General features: G+C 70.5%; 20 protein-coding genes. 11 read left to right on the plus strand and 9 right to left on the minus strand.

Features of this window, described 5'->3' with window-relative positions; all coding sequences use genetic code 11:
- The first annotated feature begins 195 nt into the window (after positions 1 to 195).
- On the plus strand, positions 196 to 1,926 hold the full coding sequence (locus P8A20_RS20740) for a class I adenylate-forming enzyme family protein (protein WP_371934408.1): 1,731 nt from the start codon (positions 196 to 198) through the stop codon (positions 1,924 to 1,926).
- Between the two features lie 74 nt (positions 1,927 to 2,000).
- Here the strand turns inward: P8A20_RS20740 and P8A20_RS20745 are convergent, their stop codons facing one another.
- Positions 2,001 to 3,278 carry a M6 family metalloprotease domain-containing protein gene (locus tag P8A20_RS20745; RefSeq protein ID WP_147963893.1) on the minus strand — a complete coding sequence of 426 codons (1,278 nt, stop codon included), beginning with the start codon at positions 3,276 to 3,278 and terminating at the stop codon, positions 2,001 to 2,003.
- A 261-nt stretch (positions 3,279 to 3,539) separates the two neighbouring features.
- On the opposite strand from P8A20_RS20745, the gene P8A20_RS20750 reads away from it, so the two are divergent.
- Together P8A20_RS20750 and P8A20_RS20755 are read left to right on the plus strand one after the other, a co-directional pair.
- Positions 3,540 to 4,202 carry a TetR/AcrR family transcriptional regulator gene (locus tag P8A20_RS20750; RefSeq protein ID WP_147964150.1) on the plus strand — a complete coding sequence of 221 codons (663 nt, stop codon included), beginning with the start codon at positions 3,540 to 3,542 and terminating at the stop codon, positions 4,200 to 4,202.
- 193 nt (positions 4,203 to 4,395) lie between these two features.
- The gene (locus P8A20_RS20755) at positions 4,396 to 5,916 is read left to right on the plus strand and encodes an MFS transporter (protein ID WP_147963892.1); all 1,521 of its coding nucleotides are present in this window, start codon (positions 4,396 to 4,398) and stop codon (positions 5,914 to 5,916) included.
- Between the two features lie 99 nt (positions 5,917 to 6,015).
- Here P8A20_RS20755 and P8A20_RS20760 read toward each other — a convergent pair whose 3' ends face one another.
- On the minus strand, positions 6,016 to 6,528 hold the full coding sequence (locus tag P8A20_RS20760) for a MarR family winged helix-turn-helix transcriptional regulator (protein WP_306104015.1): 513 nt from the start codon (positions 6,526 to 6,528) through the stop codon (positions 6,016 to 6,018).
- A gap of 184 nt (positions 6,529 to 6,712) precedes the next feature.
- Here P8A20_RS20760 and P8A20_RS20765 point away from each other — a divergent pair, with 184 nt between their 5' ends.
- Complete coding sequence (locus P8A20_RS20765; protein WP_147963891.1) at positions 6,713 to 7,492, plus strand: dioxygenase family protein; 780 nt, start codon at positions 6,713 to 6,715, stop codon at positions 7,490 to 7,492.
- On the opposite strand, the gene P8A20_RS20770 is transcribed toward P8A20_RS20765, so the two are convergent.
- Positions 7,440 to 8,021 (minus strand): GNAT family N-acetyltransferase, encoded by a 582-nt coding sequence (locus P8A20_RS20770; protein WP_147963890.1) that lies wholly within the window; start codon positions 8,019 to 8,021, stop codon positions 7,440 to 7,442. The two genes, P8A20_RS20765 and P8A20_RS20770, sit on opposite strands and share 53 nt — an antisense overlap.
- A gap of 147 nt (positions 8,022 to 8,168) precedes the next feature.
- On the opposite strand from P8A20_RS20770, the gene P8A20_RS20775 reads away from it, so the two are divergent.
- Positions 8,169 to 9,170, plus strand: a complete 1,002-nt coding sequence (locus P8A20_RS20775; RefSeq protein WP_147963889.1) for a sigma-70 family RNA polymerase sigma factor — start codon at positions 8,169 to 8,171, stop codon at positions 9,168 to 9,170.
- Between the two features lie 115 nt (positions 9,171 to 9,285).
- Here the strand turns inward: P8A20_RS20775 and P8A20_RS20780 are convergent, their stop codons facing one another.
- Positions 9,286 to 10,275, minus strand: a complete 990-nt coding sequence (locus P8A20_RS20780; RefSeq protein WP_147963888.1) for a helix-turn-helix transcriptional regulator — start codon at positions 10,273 to 10,275, stop codon at positions 9,286 to 9,288.
- Positions 10,276 to 10,433: 158 nt separating this feature from the next.
- Positions 10,434 to 11,180: a DUF6227 family protein gene (locus tag P8A20_RS20785; RefSeq protein WP_306104016.1), complete on the minus strand. Its 747-nt coding sequence runs from the start codon at positions 11,178 to 11,180 to the stop codon at positions 10,434 to 10,436.
- Between the two features lie 356 nt (positions 11,181 to 11,536).
- Here P8A20_RS20785 and P8A20_RS20790 point away from each other — a divergent pair, with 356 nt between their 5' ends.
- Genes P8A20_RS20790 through P8A20_RS20815 form a run of 6 tightly spaced genes read left to right on the plus strand, consistent with a single transcriptional unit; the run spans position 11,537 to position 16,985 of the window.
- Positions 11,537 to 12,697, plus strand: coding sequence for an MFS transporter (locus P8A20_RS20790; RefSeq protein ID WP_147963887.1), 1,161 nt, complete (start codon positions 11,537 to 11,539; stop codon positions 12,695 to 12,697).
- Positions 12,694 to 15,018: a molybdopterin oxidoreductase family protein gene (locus tag P8A20_RS20795; protein ID WP_306104017.1), complete on the plus strand. Its 2,325-nt coding sequence runs from the start codon at positions 12,694 to 12,696 to the stop codon at positions 15,016 to 15,018. Before P8A20_RS20790 ends, P8A20_RS20795 begins: the two co-directional genes overlap by 4 nt.
- A gap of 7 nt (positions 15,019 to 15,025) precedes the next feature.
- Positions 15,026 to 15,628 (plus strand): 4Fe-4S dicluster domain-containing protein, encoded by a 603-nt coding sequence (locus P8A20_RS20800; RefSeq protein WP_147963885.1) that lies wholly within the window; start codon positions 15,026 to 15,028, stop codon positions 15,626 to 15,628.
- Positions 15,625 to 16,335: a QcrA and Rieske domain-containing protein gene (locus P8A20_RS20805; RefSeq protein WP_147963884.1), complete on the plus strand. Its 711-nt coding sequence runs from the start codon at positions 15,625 to 15,627 to the stop codon at positions 16,333 to 16,335. The genes P8A20_RS20800 and P8A20_RS20805 overlap by 4 nt, the downstream gene beginning before the upstream one ends.
- Positions 16,332 to 16,736: a hypothetical protein gene (locus P8A20_RS20810; RefSeq protein ID WP_147963883.1), complete on the plus strand. Its 405-nt coding sequence runs from the start codon at positions 16,332 to 16,334 to the stop codon at positions 16,734 to 16,736. The genes P8A20_RS20805 and P8A20_RS20810 overlap by 4 nt, the downstream gene beginning before the upstream one ends.
- 21 nt (positions 16,737 to 16,757) lie before the next feature.
- Positions 16,758 to 16,985, plus strand: coding sequence for a hypothetical protein (locus P8A20_RS20815; protein WP_306104018.1), 228 nt, complete (start codon positions 16,758 to 16,760; stop codon positions 16,983 to 16,985).
- A gap of 109 nt (positions 16,986 to 17,094) precedes the next feature.
- On the opposite strand, the gene P8A20_RS20820 is transcribed toward P8A20_RS20815, so the two are convergent.
- The 4 genes from P8A20_RS20820 to P8A20_RS20835 form a co-directional block, all read right to left on the minus strand.
- Complete coding sequence (locus tag P8A20_RS20820) at positions 17,095 to 17,556, minus strand: MscL family protein (RefSeq protein WP_306104019.1); 462 nt, start codon at positions 17,554 to 17,556, stop codon at positions 17,095 to 17,097.
- 119 nt (positions 17,557 to 17,675) lie between these two features.
- The gene (locus P8A20_RS20825; protein ID WP_306104020.1) at positions 17,676 to 18,236 is read right to left on the minus strand and encodes an RcpC/CpaB family pilus assembly protein; all 561 of its coding nucleotides are present in this window, start codon (positions 18,234 to 18,236) and stop codon (positions 17,676 to 17,678) included.
- Positions 18,237 to 18,599: 363 nt separating this feature from the next.
- Positions 18,600 to 19,442: an S-methyl-5'-thioadenosine phosphorylase gene (locus tag P8A20_RS20830; protein ID WP_147963879.1), complete on the minus strand. Its 843-nt coding sequence runs from the start codon at positions 19,440 to 19,442 to the stop codon at positions 18,600 to 18,602.
- 90 nt (positions 19,443 to 19,532) lie between these two features.
- Positions 19,533 to 19,874: an FmdB family zinc ribbon protein gene (locus tag P8A20_RS20835; protein ID WP_147963878.1), complete on the minus strand. Its 342-nt coding sequence runs from the start codon at positions 19,872 to 19,874 to the stop codon at positions 19,533 to 19,535.
- Between the last annotated feature and the right edge of the window lie 33 nt (positions 19,875 to 19,907).

Here is a 19,907-nt window from a genome sequence, read left to right on the forward strand (position 1 = left end):
GCCGCCTCACCGGTGACAGTGTAGCGGGTGGCTGCTCGGGGCCCGGAGGGTTATGTGGTGCGGCGGTCTGCCGAGCCGCGACGGGGCGGCGGCGGTACGAGCTGCCGTGCGGACTGCCGCGCGGTCTCCTTGACGGGGCCCCGGCGCGGGCATAACGTCGCCGGGCCGCTGAGCCAGCACGTGGAGAGGCCGATCGTGCCGCACACCGATCCCAGCCGTCCGTCCGACCCGGAGGGGCATGCCCGTATCGAGGGGGACCGCGCCCGTGTCGAGGCGTCGCTTACCGCCCCGGGCGCCCCGTTCGCAGTGGTGCGATCCGAACAGGGCACGCTCGTGTACGCCAACGGCCCCCGCACGCTGAGGGAGTTCGTGGAGGCCACCTGGGCGTTCGGTGACCAGCCGTTCCTCGTCTCGGGCGAACGGACGTTTTCCTACGGTGAGTTCTTCGCCGCCGCCTCCGCCCTGGCCTGCCGGCTCAACGAGACGTACGGGCTCCGCCCCGGTGACCGGGCCGTGGTGGCGATGCGTAATCACCCCGAGTGGCAGATCGCCTTCTGGGCGGTACAGCTGGCCGGGCTCGTCGCCGTACCGCTCAACACCTGGTGGACCGTGGGGGAGTTCGGGCACGCCCTCGACGACTGCGAGCCGAAGGTGCTGCTGGTCGACGGTGAGCAGGTGCCGAAGGTGGCCGAGTGGGGCAGGAAGGCGGGGGCGCGCCTCGTCGTCTTCCACGACGAGGAGACGGGAGAGGCGCCGCCCGGTGCCGAGCGGTACGCGGACCTGCCGGAGCCCGATCCCTCGGCGGCGCCGCCCGAGGTGGAGGTCCGGCCCGAGGACGATGCCACGATCATCTACACCTCCGGCACGACGGGCCGGCCCAAGGGAGCCGTGGCCACCCATCTCGCGCAGGCGGGCGCGGCTCTCAACCCGCGCTACCAGGCGGCTGCCTCGGCGCTGGGCCGCGGCGTCATCCCAGGGCAGGGGCCGGCGTCGGTCACCCTGATGACGTTCCCGTTCTTCCACGTCGCGGCGTTCACCAGCCTGTACGCGGCGATGTCGACGGGCGGCACCCTCGTCCTGATGCCGAAGTGGGACGCCGGTGAGGCCCTGCGGCTGATCCGGCGGCACGGGGTCACCCACTACGCGGGCGTCCCGGCCACCGCGCTCGAACTGCTCGCGGCGGCGGAGCACACGGGTGACGGTCTGGAGGGCCTGAAAGGGCTGAACACCGGTGGAGCGGCGGCTCCACCGGACCTGGTCGCGCGCCTCACGGCCCGGTACGGCGAGCGGATCGAGCCGCGCAACGGCTACGGACTGACCGAGACGAGCGGCGGCGTGCTGGCCAACTTCGGTGCCGCCTACCGGGCGCATCCGGATTCCGTCGGCACCCCGACGCCGGTCACCGAGGTACGGATCGCCGGACCGGCCGGTGAGGCACTGCCGGAAGGTGAGGCGGGCGAGCTGTGGCTGCGCGGCCAGTCCCTGGTCCGCGGATACTGGCGCGACGAGGCGGCGACGGCCGGGGCGTTCAGCGGCAGTTGGTTCCGTACGGGGGATCTCGCCGTCGCGCGGGACGGGCGGGTGTACGTCGTCGACCGGATCAAGGACATGGTGATCCGGGGCGGCGAGAACGTGTACTGCGTGGAGGTCGAGGCCGTACTGCACGACCACCCCGACGTCGAGGACGCGGCGGTGCTCGGTGTCCCGCATCCCGTGCTGGGCGAGGAGGTCGCGGCGGTCGTCCGGGTGCGGCCGGGTTCCGTGGTCACGGCGGACGCGCTGCGGGCCCATGTGGGCCGGAGCCTGGCCGCGTTCAAGGTCCCGGCCCATGTGAGGGTGACGCGGGAGCCGCTGCCCCGGAACGCGACGGGGAAGATCCTCAAGCGGGAGCTGCGCGGCACGGTCCAGGAGCGCCAGCCCGGGTGATCCCGCGGCCGGTCAGGGTCGGCCGCCCGGTGGTCCCGCGGCCGGTCAGGGTCGGCCGGGCGGCGGTGGTGGTCTCACGGCCGGGTGATCCGTACCCGGTAGTTTCCGTCGGGGTCCTTCTCCACCACGGATATCCGTATGCCGTCGGCCCGGTCGGTGAACGTCTCACCGGGTTCGAACGGGGCGTCGGACAGCTCCGTGTGCACGTTCGGCCGGCGGGTGCATCCCCCGCTGTCCTCGGTGCTGTCCTCGACGGCGACGGGGCCCTGCCCGGTGTCCACGTCGGAGCTCACCTTGTAGATGAGGACGCCGGGCCGGCAGACGGCTTCGTCGTTGCCCTCCGCGGTCCGTACCTCGACCGCGTAGCCGGACTGGGCGCTCACCGGTACGAAGGCCAGCTTCGGGCCGCCCGTCGTGGCCAGCGGCTCCAGGACGTGTTCGCTGGTTCCGGGCATGGCGGCGCAGCTGACCTGGTCGTTGTCCAGCCAGCCGAGCTTCCACTTGTGCCAGCCCAGGAGGTCGTTGTTGGCCCCCCAGTCCTCGGACATGATGTCCCAGTGCCCCACGGAGCCGCCGCCCTCCATGGTGTAGAGGTCGGGCAGCCCGAAGACGTGGCCGTTCTCGTGGGGGAGCACCCGGTAGCCGGTCTCCGTGTAGGAGCCCGAGCCGTCGTCCTGACGGCTGTAGACGAAGGACGTGTTGGCGAGCGGGACGCCGTCGGCGGAGGGCGCGTCGTCGTTGCCGGAGAAGGTCACGGACAGGACGGTGTCGAGCGCGGAGGGTCCGGCGTTCGGGGTGACCAGTACGTTGACCAGGTCGTACTCGGAGAAGTCGACCTTCGGGTCCGCGACGGTCACGAGGTCCTTGACCATCTTGCGGTAGCCGGGTTCGTACGGTGATCCGCGTTCTATGCCGTACTCGGAGAACGGGAGCGGCATCCGGAGCCAGTCCTTCACGGGTGCCTCGGGCACGTAGGTGAGCCGGCCGTAGGAACTGGTGCGGAACCAGTCGGAGGTCTGCGGGAAGAATTCCGCGAGCCGGTCCGCCGCCGGTTCCTTCGCCTCCGCGTCAGGGAAGTCGATCATCAGGTTGAGGGCTCTGATCCGGCCGGTTGAGCGTGCGTAGCCCGGGGGGGTCGGTACCCCTTCCGACATCTGCACGCCCATGGCCGTGGGTATCCGGCACGGTGCGAGGCCGGTGCCCCTCGGCGTGGCCACCGGACCGGCGGAGGCGCGGCTGGCGACGGGGAGGGTGCTGCTGGCCGATGCCATCGTCGCGATGACCAGGGCTGTCGCTCCGGCGAGGGCGAGGGGGCGGCGATGTCCGCGTATCCGGTGGCGGGGCTGCTGCATAGGGCGTCGCCTTCGGTCCGCGGCAGCCGGCCGGCTCTGACTGCGCTCTGGCGATCAGCCTGTGCCGGGTCGTGGGGGACCGCTCGCTGGGTGCGCCGATGGGGGGAATTCAGCGGGACTCCAGTTTGTGGCTCAGGTCACACCGATGCGTGAAATAACCGGGGACCCTCTCCCCGTTTGAATCTGTGTTCCCCCGAAACGGGGACACGCTCCCCGGTTGGCCCGGAGGGGCGTACGCAACCGGAGGGAAGGGCCGTGGTCGTGGAGTCCGTCGTCGAAACCGCCACCTGTGCCGCACCGCGCCGCACGCCCCGTCCGCGGGCCGACGCGCTGCGCAACAGGGAGCGGATCGTGACGGCCGCGCGCGAGATGTTCGTCGAATTCGGGCCTGACGTGCCGCTCGACGAGATCGCGCGCAGGGCCGGGGTCGGCAACGCCACGCTCTACCGGAACTTCCCCGACCGTGCGGCCCTGATCCATGAGGTCGTCCTCGCCGTCACCTCCCGCACCACCGACCGGTTGGAGGAGGCCGTCGCGGCCGAGGCAGACCCCTTCGCCGCGCTCAGCCGCTTCGTGCACGCGGCTGCCGACGAACGTATCGGCGCCCTGTGCCCGATGCTGTCCGGCGGTTTCGACACCGAGCACCCTGATCTGCTCAGCGAGCGCCGTGGTCTCGAAGAGGCCGTCGAGGGGCTCGTGGAGCGTGCCAAGTCCGCAGGGAGGCTGCGCACCGACATCGCCGTCGGTGACGTGCTCGTCGCCCTCTCCCAGCTCACCCGGCCGCTGCCCGGCATCGCCTGCCTGGACATCGACCGGTTCACCCATCGCCATCTGCAGCTCTTCCTGGACGGTCTGGAATCCCCGGCCCGCTCCGAGCTGCCGGGATCGGCGGCGACCTTGGAGGACCTGCGCGCAGGGTCCTGACGCCCGCGCACCGGAGAACCGACCCACAGACCCACGGCCCCCTGCGGCCCGCACCCGCCCCATGAATCCGGCCAGGTCCTGACACAGAGATCCTGCCGCCGGTTCAGCTCGCCCTTTTTCGGCTCCGCACACGGCCCGTCCGCGTCCCGGCCGCCGAATTCGCAACTTCTCGTGCCCTTAGGTGGCTACTCCCATGTCGAAAACAGCCGGCACCCTTCCGGATCCCAGCCGCTGGAAAGCGCTGGCGTTCATCGCCCTCGCCCAGCTGATGGTCGTGCTCGACGCGACCATCGTGAACATCGCCCTGCCGTCGGCCCAGACCGACCTGGGCATCTCCGACGGCAACAAGCAGTGGGTGATCACCGCGTACGCGCTCGCGTTCGGCGGGCTTCTGCTCTTCGGTGGGCGTATAGCCGACCTCTGGGGCCGTAAGCGGACCTTCCTGGTCGGCCTGATCGGCTTCGCCCTGGCCTCCGCGCTCGGCGGTGCCGCCACCGGCCAGGCCATGATGTTCGGCTCCCGCGCCCTCCAGGGTGTCTTCGGGGCCCTGCTGGCACCGGCCGCGCTCTCGCTGCTCGCGGTGATGTTCACCGACGCCAAGGAGCGCGCCAAGGCCTTCGGTATCTACGGTGCCATCGCCGGTGGCGGTGGCGCGGTCGGCCTGATCCTGGGCGGCTTCCTCACCGAGTACCTGAACTGGCGCTGGACGTTCTTCGTCAACATCCCGTTCGCCGTGATCGCCGCCGCGGGCGCGTACTTCGTCATCCGGGAGCCGGCCGGCGGCCGCAACCGCTCCCAGCTCGACATCCCCGGCGTCGTCCTGTCCACGCTGGGCCTGGTGTCCCTGGTGTACGGCTTCACCCGCGCCGAGTCGGCCGGCTGGTCGGACTCGCTGACCATCGGCATGTTCGTCGCCGCCGGTCTCCTGCTGATGGCCTTCGTCGTCACCGAGTCGCGGGTGAAGTCCCCGCTGCTGCCGCTGCGCGTCCTGACCGAGCGCAACCGCGGAGGGGTCTACCTCTCGCTGGGTCTCGCCATCATCGCGATGTTCGGGCTCTTCCTCTTCCTCACCTACTACCTGCAGGTGGTCAAGGGGTACACGCCGGTCAAGACCGGCTTCGCGTTCCTGCCGATGATCGCGGGCATGATCACCGGTTCCACCCAGATCGGCGCACGGCTGATGACGCGGGTCCCGCCGCGGCTGCTGATGGGTCCCGGCTTCCTGGTGGCGGCCATCGGCATGCTGCTGCTGACCCAGCTGGACATCGACACCTCCTACGCGGCCGTCATCCTGCCGGGCCAGCTGCTGCTGGGGCTGGGCATGGGTACGGCGTTCATGCCGGCCATGTCGTTGGCCACGCACGGCATCGAGTCGCGTGACGCGGGTGTGGCCTCCGCGATGGTGAACACCTCGCAGCAGGTCGGCGGTGCCATCGGTACGGCGCTGCTCAACACCATCGCGGCCGGTGCCACCACCGCCTACATCGCCGACCACGCCGCCGGTGCGGCCGACCCGAAGCTGCTGCAGCTCCAGGCCATGGTCAGCGGCTTCGCCGCCGCCATCTGGTGGGCGGTCGGCATCCTGGTCGCAGCCTCGGCGATCGCGGTGACGCTGATCAACACCGGACGTCCGGGAACGGGTGCGGCATCCGGTTCCGGGGGTCTGGCGGACGGGGCCGAGGACGAGTTCAAGATCCCTGTCGTCGCCCACTGAACGATGCGCCGGACCGGGTGACCGGTCCGGCGCCGGGCCGTCGGGCGTGAGGTCCGGCGGCCCTCGACGCCGGTCGCGGCATGTCTGCCCTGGCTCCGCTCAGCGGAGCCAGGGCAGATCCGCGTCCGTGTCCTCCGGCTGCAGGCCGCTGGCGATGACCTGCATGATCTCACCGAGGCTCTTCACCTGCCGGGGGCTGAGCCGGGCGAACATCGCCTGCCGCACGGCCTCGACGTGCCCCGGTGCGGACCGCGCCAGCATGTCGTGGCCCTCATCGGTGAGGACCGCGTTCTGGCCGCGCTTGTCGGAGGGGCAGTCCTCGCGGCGGACCCAGCCGTTCTTCTCCAGCCGGGCGACCGCGTGCGAGAGGCGGGAGCGGGTGATCTTGGCGTCCTTGGCCAGCTCCGTCATGCGCTTGCGGCGGCGGGGGGCCTGGGAGAGCTGGACCAGCAGTCCGTAGTAGGTGTGCGGCATGCCGGCGTCGCGCTGCAACTGGCGGTCGAGATGGTCCTCCATGAGCGTGGTGGCATGGAGGTACGCCTGCCACACGCTCTGCTCTTCGTCGGTGAGCCACCGGGGCCCGCCGGATGATGCCGTGGTCATGTACTCCACTGTACGACCTTTTCTTGAAAGTTGAACTAGATAGAGCTAAGGTCTCTGGTAGTTGGAACTTGAAGATTCAAAGATTCGGGCCCGAAGAGCCGATCCGCCGAATCCCGGGTGCTCACGCAGTTGCCCGTTCCCCGGTACCTGTAGAGAACACACATACCTTGATCGGCAGAGGAATGGGAGTGTCATGACAGTCGCAGCGGAACGTATGCCCGCCCTCTATCTCTCCCACGGCGCGCCGCCGCTCGCCGATGACCCGGTATGGCCCGGAGAGCTGGCCGCCTGGTCGGCGGGGCTGCCCCGCCCCAAGGCGATCCTGATGGTCTCCGCGCACTGGGAGGAGGCTCCGCTCGCTCTCGGTGCCACCGAGCCCGTGCCGCTCGTCTACGACTTCTGGGGCTTCCCCGAGCACTACTACCAGGTCCAGTACGCGGCCCCGGGGGCCCCGAAGCTCGCGGACGACGTCCGTAAGCTGCTGCGCGGCGCAGGGACCCCGGTCCAGGACATCCCGGACCGCGGCCTCGACCACGGTGCGTACGTCCCGCTGGTCGAGATGTTCCCGGGTGCCGACATCCCCGTCCTCCAGATCTCGATGCCGACACTCGACCCGCAGAAGCTGATGGCCATCGGGCGCAAGCTCGCCCCGCTGCGGGACGAGGGCGTGCTGATCGTCGGCAGCGGCTTCTTCACGCACAACCTGGCGGCACTGCGCCACGCCGGCGGCACCCCGGGCTGGTCCGCGGAGTTCGACGACTGGGGCCACCGGGCGCTCCAGGCCCAGGACATCGACTCCCTGCTGGACTTCGAGCACGCTTCGCCGGCCGGCAAACTGGCCCACCCGCGCACGGAGCACTTCGCGCCGCTGTTCGTCACGCTCGGGGCGGCCGAGGCCGAGCTCGGTCAGGGGCGCAGCGTCATCGACGGCTTCTGGATGGGTCTGGCGAAGCGCTCGGTGCAGTTCGGCTGAGCAGAGGCCGCTCGTACCAGGAGACGTCCCAGTAGCGGCCGAACTTGCGGCCCACCTCCTCGTACGTCCCGACGAGGCGGAAGCCGAAGGCTTCGTGCAGCCGGACCGACGGTTCGTTGGGCAGGGCGATCGCGGCGTAGGCGCGGTGGACGTCCTCGTCGGCGAGAGTCTCGAAGAGGGCCTTGTAGAGAAGGGTGCCGACGCCGCGGCCCGTGGTGCCCGGTGCGCAGTACACGCTCACCTCGACCGAGGTGCTGTACGCCGCCTTGGGGCGGTACGGGCTGCTGGTGGCGTACCCGAGGACATGTGGTGCGTCGTCCCGGGTACCAGGGTCCAGAGCAACCAGAAGCCGATGGGGGCCGTCTTCCGGGTGGGAGCGCAACCAGGACATTCGCTCCTGCGGGGTGAACGTGACCGTGTCGAATGTGAGCGCGGTCTCATGGACGTAATGGTTGTAGATGTCCGTGAGGGCCTCCAGATCGCCCTCCACTCCGGGCCTGACCTGCAGCTCTGTGGGTATCTGCACCATCTGTCCTCCCGTTGGAGGCGACAGGGTACTGCATGATCTCGAAAGTGAATGGTCCCCGTGGGAATTCTGTCCGGATTCCAGTCGTTGTTTCCATCGGATGCAGGGCACCCGGGAGGGTGTCGCGACCTACTCAGCAAGGGAGCTCGCATGGCCACCCGTGCCGTCGCTCGTCGTTCGTCCGCCAGCACCGGCGGGACCGACCGAGCAAGCAGTGTTCGCGCCGTGGGCGGGGAGATCGCCGATCGCGACCTGGTCGGCATGTACCTGGACGAGATCGCTCGCACACCGCTGCTCGATGCCGCCAAGGAGGTCGAGCTCTCCCAGACGATCGAGGCGGGCGTCTTCGCCCAGCAGATACTCGACGGTGTCGTGGAGAGCGACGCCGGTGGAGCGAAGCGTGAGGAGCTGGAGGCGCTGGTCGCCGAGAGCGAGCGCGCCAAGGACGTATTCATCCGCTCCAACCTCCGACTCGTCGTTGCCGTGGCCAGGCGCTACCCGAGGGCGGGCCTGCCCCTCCTCGACCTGATCCAGGAGGGCAATGCCGGCCTGGTGCGCGCGGTCGAGAAGTTCGACTACGCCAAGGGCTTCAAGTTCTCGACGTACGCCACCTGGTGGATCCGGCAGGCCATCACCCGTTCCATCGCCGACCAGTCCCGCACGATCCGCCTTCCCGTCCACCTCGTGGAGGAGCTCGGCAGGATCCGGCGGGTGCAGCGCGAGTTCAACCGCGAGAACGGCCGCGACCCGGAGCACGCGGAGATCGCCGCCGAGCTGGACACCAACGCGGAGCGCGTGGGCAACGTCCTGGACTGGGCCCGTGACCCGGTCAGCCTGAACATGTCCGTGGACGACGACGGCGACACCCAGTTCGGGGACCTGCTGGAGGACACGTCCGCCATCTCGCCCGAGCAGTCGGTGATGACACTGCTGCGGAGCGAGGAGCTGGAGGACCTGATCGGCAAGCTCGACAACCGCACCGCGTCCATCATCAAGATGCGTTACGGGATCGAGGACGGCCGCGAGCGGACCCTCACCGAGGTGGGCAAGCAGCACGGTCTGACACGGGAGCGGATCCGGCAGATCGAGAAGCACGCACTGCTCGAATTGAAGCGAATGGCTCACGACACGGGCTTTGACGCTGCGGCGTGAGCCATTAACCCGTAATCTCCCCATCAAGCCGGTTCGCACCGGCCCGACGACCGGTCTCCTTTCCGGTCCCCTGAGCTGAGTCCCGGCGCCCACCCCCCCCGGCGCCGGGGCTCATTCATGTCCGGCCCGCCTCCGGAGGACGTGAAGCGGCACGCGAGAGACGGTCGCCCAGGACGCCGAGGTGCTCCACCAGCTCCGGCGGCCCGAGCGCCTCGAACGCGCAACCCACCAGGGCGAGCCGCAGGGCCACCCACTCCACGGAGCTCCGGGAGTCCGTGCGCAGGCGGCAGCTGTGTTCACCGCTCGGCTCCAGCGCACCGAGTTCCGCCGGCAGCCGGGCCGCCACGACCTCGGCCGCCGCCTCGAACGTCACGTCGATGTGCAGTTCCGGCTGGAGCCGGGACATCGACCGGGCGAGGAGCTCGGCGCCGTCCTCACTCCCGGCGGGCAGCTCGCGCGGGCTGAAACGGGCCCCGGTGGCGAACGGTTCACTCACACGGTCCACCCGGAAGGTGCGCCAGTCCTCACGGTCCAGGTCGTAGGCGACCAGATACCAGCGGCTGCCCGTGCTCACCAGCCGGTACGGCTCGGCCTGCCGCTTCGACGCGGCGCCGTCCCCGGCCAGGTAGCCGAAGCGCAGCCGTTCGCGCGCGGTGACGGCCGACGCGATCACCGTGAGCGTCCGCGGGTCGATGGTCGCGCCGTCGCCGCGGGTGAGGGGCACGGTGGCGTTCTGCAGGGAGGAGACCCGGTGCCGCAGTCGTGCCGGGAGGACCTGCTCCAGCTTGGCCAGGGCCCGTACGGACGCCTCGTCGACCCCTTCGATGGCGTGCCCGGCCCCCGCCCGCAGCCCGACCGCGATGGCGACCGCCTCCTCGTCGTCCAGGAGGAGGGGCGGCATGGCGGTGCCCGCGACCAGCCGGTAGCCGCCGACGGAGCCGCGCGAGGCCTCCACCGGGTAGCCGAGGTCCCGGAGCCGGTCGATGTCGCGGCGGATGGTGCGCGGGCTGACCTCCAGGCGGCCGGCCAGCTCGCTGCCCGGCCATTCCCTCGGGGTCTGGAGGAGCGACAGCAGACGCAGAAGCCGTGCCGGGGTGTCCGTCATGGGTCCCAGGATGCCGCCCCATCAGGTCAGGATCCGGCCTGATGCCGAAATCCGCCGCTCCTGCGCGCGGGCGCCGGCACGAGGGCGCCGGGGCGTCGCTCCTGTGCGAGGGCGCCGGGAAGTCGCTCCTGTGCGCGGGCGCCGGGGCCCGCCCACGATCAGCAGATCCGGGTGCGGTCCTCCATGGCCAGGCGTGCCGTCTGCTCGTCGTCGTAGACCTCGCACATGTGGCGGCCGTCGGGTGTGGCCGTGTGCTCGACCTCCCACAGGCTGGTCTCGCTGCCGTCCAGCAGGAGGAAGGCGTGCTCGTACAGCGTGAAGCCGGCGTCCCGGCCGTCGACGCGGTACTGGCGGCCGAAGACCTGCGTGATGTGGTGGGCGAAGGCCGTCCGCAGCCGACCGGCCGTCGCGGCGCCCGGCCGGTCGCCGTTCTCCGCGCGGCGCAGGACCCGGCGGGCGTGGTCCGCCGAATTGTCCGGGGCGTACATGCGGGGGAGGGGCGCCGGGGGCACGCTCATGAGCAGGGCGAGCGCCTCCAGGTCCTCCCGCAGGCTGTCGTCACCGAGGGCGGGGGTGTCCCAGTGGCTGCCGACGAGGCGCGAGGCGGCGAGCTGGGCCTCGCCCTCGTCGTCGTACAACTCGTGGCGGCGGGGGGCCGGGACGGCTCTGCCGCCTCCGTGTACCAGCTCCCACAGAGTCAGCGTGGTGCCGTCCGAGAGCAGATAGCTGTGCCGGTAGGTCTCGCGGTGCAGCACGGAGCTGTGGTGTGACGAGTGCAGGGCACTGCTGTGTGCCAGGGCCGTCCCGAGCCGGTCGACCGTGGTGTCGGAGAGGTCGAAGGAGTTGAGGGCGCATCGCAGGAGTCGCTCGAGGTGCTGCTCGGTTGTCTCGTACGGATCGCTCAAGGTGCTGTCTCCAGGCCGTTGCCGCGTGTTACCTGATGCGTGCATAACGTAGTCCCTGGGTCTGACATCGTGACCGGGGTTCGCAAAAAACGTACGGCGCACGCGGAAAGTTCCCGGCCCGCCCGCAGTGCGGCGCGAGAGATCCCCGGTGTGTCCGCGATCCCACGCGAGAGATTCCCGGCCGCCTCGGGATGCGCCGCGGAGCTCGCTGTACGAGGGTGCGCGCATCCGGGGCCGTCGGCCCCCGCGGGCCGCCCTGGAGGCCTTCGTGGTGGCGCGGGCCACTTGGGCGACGCGGCCACACCATCGATGCATATAACGGGACCAAGTACCTATTTCGGCCCTACGGTGGCCGGGTGACCGAGCCACCAGAACCGCCCGCCGCAGCCGAGCAGTCCGAGCCCGGTGCCCGCACCGGCACGTCCGGAGGCCCGGACGGACGGCCTTCCGGGGAGGGGCCCTCCGTGGTCGCGAGGGCCGCCCGGCGCCTGCCCCGGTCCGTCTCGGGCCGTGCGGCCCTGGCCGGTGCCGTCGTGTCCGGCCTGCTGATCCTCGCCATCGTGTTCGGCAGCCGCCTGCTGCACGACTTCGACTCGGCGCTGCTCCCGTACGCCGTCGCCACCGTGTTCCTCGCCTTCGGCGTGGCCTACCGCTACACGGTCTGGGTCTCCGCGCCCGGCGCCCGACGGCTCTTCAAGAACGGCTGGCGCAGCCTGTTCTCGGCCGAGAACTTCCGCAGGACGCCCACCGCGCTGCCGAAGATGATCGCCACCTATCTGGGCTTCCAGAAGTTCCTGGGGGCCCGCTCCCACGCGCGCTGGGCAGCCCACCAGCTGATCTTCTGGGGATGCATCCTGGCCGCGCTGATCACCTTCCCGCTGACCTGGGGCTGGTTCACCTTCACCTCCGGCAGCGGCTCGGGGCCCGGCTACGAAATGCGCATCTGGGGCATCAAGATCCTCGGCTTCGACTCGCTGAACTTCATCGGCTGGGTGATGTTCCACGGTCTGGACCTCGCCGCGGTCCTGGTCATCCCCGGCGCCTCGTACTTCCTCTGGCGCCGGATGAAGGACCGCGGGGCCATCACCGGACAGCGGTTCGCCTACGACATGGTGCCGCTGCTCGCCCTGATCATCATCTCGGTCACGGGCCTGCTGCTGACCTTCTCCTCGATCTTCCTGCACGGCGGGGGGTACGAGTTCCTGGCGATCCTCCACATGGTCTCGGTGGTCTTCACCCTCATCTACATCCCGTTCGGGAAGTTCTTCCACATCGTGCAGCGCCCGGCTGCGGTCGGCATGCAGCTCTTCAAGTACACCGACCGCCAGGACGACGAGGTCTTCGCCTGCCGCCGCTGCGGTGAGGCCATCGACACCGGCCCGTACGTCGAGAACCTGCGCGGAACCATGCAGGACCTCGAACTCGGCTTCGACGCATGGGCCGAATACTGCCCGCGCTGCAAGCGCGTGCTGCGCGGCAACGCCTATCTCACCCAGGTCAAGAAGGGCTTCAAGTGACCGCGGACCCACGCGCAGCCGACGGCCGTACGGTTGTCCCCCTCGATCCCTCGCTCGCGCCGCCGGGCACCCGCGGCTTCCGTGACGCGGGCGGCATCCCGGCCGACCGGTGGCACGCCGACCAGAACGGCGAGACGCTCGTCCCCACGCACTGCTGTTTCTGCGGCGTCCAGTGCGGGATGTACCTCCGCGTGGACCACGGCGGCAAGGTCTTCGGCGTGGAGCCCCGCAACCACGACATCAACCGCATGCGGCTCTGCCCCAAGGGCATCAACGCCTACCAGCAGGTCAACCACCCGGACCGGCTCACCGCGCCCCTCATGCGGCGTTCCCGGGACGAGGAACTGCGGGAGGTCTCGTGGGACGAGGCGCTCGACTTCACCGTCTCGGAGATCAAGCGCATCCAGCAGACACACGGGCGGGACGCCTTCGGTGTGCTCGGCGGGGCGAGCCTGTTCTCGGAGAAGACCTATCTGGTCGGGAAGTTCGCCCGGGTCGCGCTGAAGACCCGGCACGTCGACTACAACGGCCGGCTCTGCATGGTGAGCGCCGCCGGTGCCAACAAGCTCGCCTTCAACATCGACCGGGCCGGCAACCCCTTCTCCGACATCCTGCTCACCGACTGCCTGCTCCTTGCCGGAGCCAACGTCGGCGAGTGCTTCCCGGTGCTGACCCAGTACGTCTGGGGAGCCCGGGACCGCGGTGCCACGCTGATCGTGATCGACCCGCGCGAGACGGCCGTCGCGCGTACCGCCGACATCCATGTGGCGCTCAGGTCGGGCACCGACTCCGCCTTCTTCAACTCCGTGCTGAACGTGGTCATCGAGGAGGGCCTCACCGACGAGGCATACCTCGCGGCCCACGCCACCGGCTGGGAGGAGGTCAAGGCCAACGTCGCCCAGTACCCCCCGGCCCGGGCCGCCGAGATCTGCGGGGTCCCCGCGGAGCAGATCGTCCAGGTCGCCCGCGCCTTCGCCCGGGCGCCCAAGGCCATGGCCTTCCATGCCCGGGGCATCGAACACCACACGCAGGGCGTGGAGAACTGCCTCAGCGTGATCAACCTCTGTACCGCCACCGGCCACATCGGCAAGCCGGGCGCCGGCTACGGCACCCTCACGGGGCAGGGCAACGGCCAGGGAGGCCGTGAGCACGGCCAGAAGGCCGATCTCCTCCCCGGCGGGCGCTCCATCCTCAACGAGGAGCACAGGCGGCAGATCTGTGAGGTCTGGGGCATCGAGGAGTCGGAACTCCCGGCCGCGGGGACCTCGATGATGGAGATGGTCTGGCAGATGCAGCGCCGGGAGATCCGTGGGCTGATCGGCATCTGCAACAACCCCTTCGTCTCGCTCCCCAACTACGCGGTGGTCAAGGAGGGGTACGACACCACCGAGTTCCACGCCCAGTTCGACTTCTTCCTCTCCGAGACCGCCGCGAACGCGCACGTCGTCTTCCCCGTCACCATCTGGGCCGAGGACGAAGGAGTGATGGCCAACGCCGAGGCCCGGGTCGTCAAGCACAACAAGGCACAGGAACCGCCGGCCGGTGTGCGGACCGACACCTGGGCGATGTGTGAGATCGCCCGCCGCCTCGGGGCCGGGGACAAATTCGCGTTCGGCGGCTCCCGTGATGTCTTCGACGAGCTCCGCCGGGCCTCCGCAGGCACCGTCATCGACTACTCCGGCATCACCTACGAGCGGCTGGAGGAGACCGGCGGGATCTCCTGGCCCTGCCCGTCCACCGACCACCCGGGCACTCCCCGGCTGTTCGAGGACGGCACGACCTACCACACGGACGGCAAGATCCACATGCAGGTCGTCGAGTGGCACCCCCCGGCCGACCCGTACGACGACGAGCACCCCATGACGCTGACCACCGGGCGCACCGTCGCACACTTCCTCTCCGGCAACCAGACCCGCAGGCTGGGCGCTCTCGTCGAGCAGACCCCCCGCCCCTGGGCCGAGGTCCATCCCTCGCACGGATTCCGCAACGGCGAACCCGTACGCGTCGTCACCCGGCGCGGCAGCGAGGTCTTCCCCGCCCTGGTGACCGAGGCGATCCGGCCCGACACGGTGTTCATCCCCTACCACTGGCCCGTTCCCACAGCGGCCAACGCCCTCACCATCGACGCCCTCGACCCGCGCTCCAAGATTCCCGAGTACAAGGTCTGCGCCTGCCGCATCGAGCACGCCGCGACGATCGACGAGGTGCCCGCGCCGCCGGTCGCACCCGGCCACGTCGCCTACCCCGAGACCCAGGTCTCCCGCACCGACCCGTTGCCGCCGACGGCCCCACAGGGCCGCGGCACCTCGGAAAGGAGCTGATGCCCGGATGATGGGCAGAACGATCTTCATCGACCCGGGGCGCTGCATCGGCTGCCAGGCCTGTGTCTCCGCCTGCCGGGAATGCGACTCGCACCGCGGCAAATCGATGATCCACCTCGACTACACCGACGAGGGGTCGTCCGTCGCCTCCCTTCCTACGGTCTGCATGCACTGCGAGGATCCCGTGGCGCCCTGCGCGGAGGTCTGTCCGGCCGACGCGATCCTCGTCACCGCCGACGGCGTCGTGCAGCAGGCCGACACCACCCGCTGCATCGGCTGCGCGAACTGTGTGAACGCGTGCCCCTTCGGTGTTCCGAAGATCGACCTCCAGGCGAAGCTGCAGATGAAGTGCAACCTCTGCTACGACCGCACCGCCTACGGCCTCGCCCCCATGTGCGCCACCGTCTGTCCTACCGGCGCGCTCTTCTACGGCACCCTCGAGGAGCTCCAGGCGGAACGCCCCGGTGTGCAGGTCGCCGACACCTTCGTCTTCGGCGAGAGCGAGGTCCGCACCGGTGTGGCCATGGTCGTCCCCGCGGAACGGGTCCAGTGGCCGGTGCCGGGCGGACTTCCCGTCGTCGAGATCAACGGGAAGGACGTCCGCCGATGAGCGTCACCGAACAGCAGCAGCCGGGTCCCGACAACGGTTCCGGGAACGACCCCCGTGAGGCCCTGCACGACAGGATCGGCGCCGACTCGCTGACCACCCGGCGCGACTACCTCCGCATCGTCGCCACCGTCTCCGGCGGTCTCGCCGTGGGCGGTCTGGCCGTGGCGGGTGGCATCCTCCACCGGCACGGCGAGACGGAGGACGGGAAGGCTCCGGCCCCGAAGCGGATCGCCGCGCAGCTGCTGCCGGGGGAGTCCCTGGCCTTCCGCTATCCCGGGGACGAGGACCGGGCGGTCGCCGTGCGGATGGACGACGGCACACTCGTCGGCTACTCCGCGGTCTGCACCCACCTTGCCTGCGCCGTGCTCTGGCGCAAGGACCGCGGTACGGAGGGGGAGCTCTACTGCCCCTGTCACGAGGGAGTCTTCGACGCACGCACCGGTGAGGTCACGGCGGGCCCGCCGCCCCGCGGACTGCCCAAGGTGGTGATGACAGAGCTCGAGGACGGCAGTATCTGGGCCGTCGGCACCACCCGCTCGGGGGAGAGCGTCGAGGAGGGACTGTGCCGCCAGCTCGGCCAGGACCGACCCGATCTCGCCGCCCGGATCGGCTGCCCCGGTACCGGAGGCGGCGCCGAGGCACCGCCCGCGCCGGTTGCCTCCGCGCCGGCTGCCTCCGACGGCACGTCCACGGGGAGGCGGTCATGACCGAGCCCCTGGACCCGGTCGAGCCGCCGCGGCCCCCCGACACCGCCGGGACCGCCTATCCCGACTACCACCCGGGAAGCGCGCGCCCCGAACTGAACCGGCCCCTGCACGAGCGCTACCCCCAGATCCGGCCCACCAGCGGGTACGCCGATCCACGGGTACGCCACACCGGCCCGGGCCCGGGGGCGGGCTCGGAGCAGGAACCCGAGCGCTCCGCGAAGCTGACGGCCCGGCTGGTGCTGGCCCTGAGCGTCGTCGTCGGCCAGCTGTGGGCGCTCACGGAGGTCGTGAACGTGTGGATGGAGGGCGACACGGGCACCGCCTGGTGGGGGGCCGGGTTCCTGTGCCTGTCGTTCCTGGTCGTGCTGGGGCTCTGGCTGCTCGATCCGAAGGACCGCTGAGCCCGGCCGTACCCTGGAGACATGAGTACCGCCCCCGCCCCCGGACCGCGAGAACCGAAGCCGTCGCAGCCGCGGCAGCGGCCGACCCAGGAGCCCGGACCCAAGCCCCCGGCTCTGATCTTCGACGATCCGCTGGACAGGCAGTCCTCGGACGACACGGACCAGGGGTGGGGTGAGCGGGCTCCCGCCGGTGGCGGTGCCGCCGACCTCGCGCGCTTCCTCGACGAGAAGCCGCCTCACCACATCTGACAGCCGCCGGTGGCGATCCGGGCCCACCGGCCCCGGCCCCGTCACGCCTGGCCACGGTCCTGCCGGGCCGGCCCCTGTTCCGCTATGCCCGGCCCCGGTTCCGCTGCGCCTACGCCTGGCCACGCTGGGCGACCAGCACGTCCCGGATCTCCTTCAGCACCTCCAGTTCGCTCACCTCCAACGTCTCCTGCACCCCCTCCTTCGCCGCCTGGGCCGCCGCACGCCTGGCGAGGTACTTCGCCATGGGCAGCACCATCAGGAAGTAGACGACGGCGCCGGTGATCAGGAAGCTGAGGGTGGCGCTGAGCACCGAGCCCCACAGGATCTCGATGCCGTCCGTCCTGCCGGTCTCCGGGTCCTCGACGCAGGGACCGCGGAGACAGGACGTGTACTTCTCCAGGTCCTGGGTGCCGAAGGCGCCGACCACCGGATTGATGAGTCCCTTCACGACCGCGTTCACCACGTTCGTGAAAGCGGCGCCGATCACGACGGCGACCGCAAGGTCGATCACATTGCCCCGCGTCAGGAAGGCTTTGAAACCCTCCAGCAGGCCGACCTTCTTCTCGCTCACAGGTGGGCCTTCCTCTGTACGTGCCTTGGGGGGAGTGAACTGCCCCGCCACATAAGGCGGCAGAGGACCGCAGTGTCCAATCGGGTACATCCGACGAGTGAGTTGACGCGATACCTGTTCTATTCGGCATAGGACACCGCCACCGCGAGCCGCCCCGACGCACCGGCACCCGCCAGGGCCGCCGCGGTCTCCCGCTCGACGGACAGGACCACCAGAGCTCCGCTCCCGGCGCCCGCCAGGCTGCCTGCCTCCGGGAACAGGGTCTTTCCGACGCCCGCACCGCGTGGGACCTCCGCAACCCGGACGTCGCGTGCCACCACCCTGGCTTCCGCGTCGCCTTCGACCGCGGCGATCACATCGACGCGGTCACCGGGCCGCAGCAGCCCGACCGTCGCGGCGTCGGCGATCCGCACCGGGGCGGACACCAGCCGGACCGCCCGCCGCTCGGGCCCCGGTGGCGCGCCCCCGGCGGCGGCGAGCGCCCCCTTCTCGCCGCCCGATCCCGAGAGCGCGAGCACGGCGGAGGCCAGCGCGAACCCGGCTGCCAGCGCCCGCCGTTGTCCGCGCAACGCCCGCCGGAGCCGTCGGCCACCACCGCCCCGCACCCGCAGGGGTCCGAAGGACGGTACGCCGCACGGGGCGGGGGACGCGGGACGCGTATCGGGCATCGAAGGGGACATGGCCAGCACCACCTGCCGTGAGGGCGATCCCCAGGCATTTCCGCGCGGGGGATCGCGCGGGAAGGCGCGAAAGCCGCGAGGAACCGACCGGGGAAAGCGTGAGGGGAGTCCGGCGGGCCGACCCGCCGGACTCCCCTCACGATCCACCCTGCTCGGAGATGCCGCTGATGCCTGTGGACAACTCACAGGATGTGGACAACCTGGCCACCCGTACGGGAGATGGCCCTCGGGTGTACCAACCGAGCCGAGCCGTCCCGACCGGCCCACCAGGCCCGCCCTCCGAGCCACCCTCCCAGCCGCCCGCCCACCCCGGTCTCACCGTCCCGGCCCGACCGGCCCAGCGGACTTCACCCTCCCCGCCGGCTACGGCAGGGCGATACCCGTGTCGAGCCCGTCCAGCGCGTGCGCGCAGACGCAGTCGCGGTCCTCGTTCGCGGGCAGAGCGGCCACCGCGTCGAAGAGCACCGACCGCAGTCGGTCGACGTTGGCCGCGAACACCTCCAGCACCTCCGAGTGGTTGACGCCCTCGCCGGCCTCCGCCCCGGCGTCGAGGTCCGTGACCAGCGTCAGCGTCGTGTAGCAGAGGTTCAGTTCGCGGGCGAGTACCGCCTCCGGGTGGCCCGTCATCCCGACGACCGACCAGCCCATCGCCGCGTGCCAGCGCGACTCGGCACGGGTCGAGAAGCGCGGGCCCTCGACCACGACCAGGGTTCCTCCGTCCACCGGTTCCCAGTCGCGTCCGCGCGCCGCCGCCAGGGCCGCCTTGCGTCCCCCGGGGCAGTACGGGTCGGCGAAGCCGAGGTGCACCACGTTCGGCCGGGTGCCGTCCGCCCAGGGCTCACCGTCGTAGAACGTCTGGGTGCGGGCCTTGGTGCGGTCGACCATCTGGTCCGGCACCAGCAGGGTGCCCGGCCCGTACTCCGGACGCAGACCTCCGACCGCACAGGGGCCGAGCACCTGGCGTACGCCGACGGAGCGCAACGCCCAGAGGTTGGCGCGGTAGTTGATCCGGTGCGGAGGCAGGTGGTGGCCGCGGCCGTGGCGTGGGAGGAAGGCCACGCGGCGGCCCCCGAGTTCGCCCAGGAAGAGGGAGTCGCTCGGTTCCCCGTACGGGGTGTCGACCTTGACCTCGGTCACGTCGTCGAGGAAGGAGTAGAAACCCGATCCGCCGATGACGCCGATTTCCGCTGTGTCTGCGTTCACCATGCGGGTCACACTAACCGGGCGCGCACGACCGGGACCCCGCCGAGTCGATCAGCGGGGTCCGGGTGGAACGTGTGGTGTCCGAGGGCTGCCTCAGGCGGCCGAGGTGCCGCTCGACGACGACGTGGAAGCCGAGGAGGAGGCCGAGGACGACGCGGAAGCGGCGGGCTTGGCGTCCGTCTTCGACGAGGCCGACCCGCTGGACGAGTCGGACGTCTTCGAGGACGACGACGTGCCCGGCGTGCTGCTCGACGACGAGCCGCGGCTGTCGTTCCGGTAGAAACCGGATCCCTTGAAGACGATGCCGACGGCCGAGAACACCTTCTTGAGGCGTCCCTCGCAGTTCGGGCACACGGTCAGGGCATCATCGGTGAACTTCTGCACCGCTTCGAGGCCCTCGCCGCATTCGGTGCACTGGTACTGATAGGTCGGCACTTGCTCCTCCTGGCACTCTCACTCAATGAGTGC

Origin of the sequence: Streptomyces sp. Alt3 (assembly GCF_030719215.1) — a bacterium.
Taxonomy (GTDB): domain Bacteria; phylum Actinomycetota; class Actinomycetes; order Streptomycetales; family Streptomycetaceae; genus Streptomyces; species Streptomyces glycanivorans.

Coding starts and splice junctions, on each gene's coding strand:
- P8A20_RS20830 (WP_147963879.1), bottom strand. CDS start 19,442: ATGGTGAACGCAGACACAGCGGAAATCGGCGTCATCGGCGGATCGGGT.
- P8A20_RS20755 (WP_147963892.1), top strand. CDS start 4,396: ATGTCGAAAACAGCCGGCACCCTTCCGGATCCCAGCCGCTGGAAAGCG.
- P8A20_RS20765 (WP_147963891.1), top strand. CDS start 6,713: ATGACAGTCGCAGCGGAACGTATGCCCGCCCTCTATCTCTCCCACGGC.
- P8A20_RS20775 (WP_147963889.1), top strand. CDS start 8,169: ATGGCCACCCGTGCCGTCGCTCGTCGTTCGTCCGCCAGCACCGGCGGG.
- P8A20_RS20825 (WP_306104020.1), bottom strand. CDS start 18,236: ATGTCCCCTTCGATGCCCGATACGCGTCCCGCGTCCCCCGCCCCGTGC.
- P8A20_RS20810 (WP_147963883.1), top strand. CDS start 16,332: ATGACCGAGCCCCTGGACCCGGTCGAGCCGCCGCGGCCCCCCGACACC.
- P8A20_RS20780 (WP_147963888.1), bottom strand. CDS start 10,275: ATGACGGACACCCCGGCACGGCTTCTGCGTCTGCTGTCGCTCCTCCAG.
- P8A20_RS20770 (WP_147963890.1), bottom strand. CDS start 8,021: ATGGTGCAGATACCCACAGAGCTGCAGGTCAGGCCCGGAGTGGAGGGC.
- P8A20_RS20800 (WP_147963885.1), top strand. CDS start 15,026: ATGATGGGCAGAACGATCTTCATCGACCCGGGGCGCTGCATCGGCTGC.
- P8A20_RS20815 (WP_306104018.1), top strand. CDS start 16,758: ATGAGTACCGCCCCCGCCCCCGGACCGCGAGAACCGAAGCCGTCGCAG.
- P8A20_RS20745 (WP_147963893.1), bottom strand. CDS start 3,278: ATGCAGCAGCCCCGCCACCGGATACGCGGACATCGCCGCCCCCTCGCC.
- P8A20_RS20805 (WP_147963884.1), top strand. CDS start 15,625: ATGAGCGTCACCGAACAGCAGCAGCCGGGTCCCGACAACGGTTCCGGG.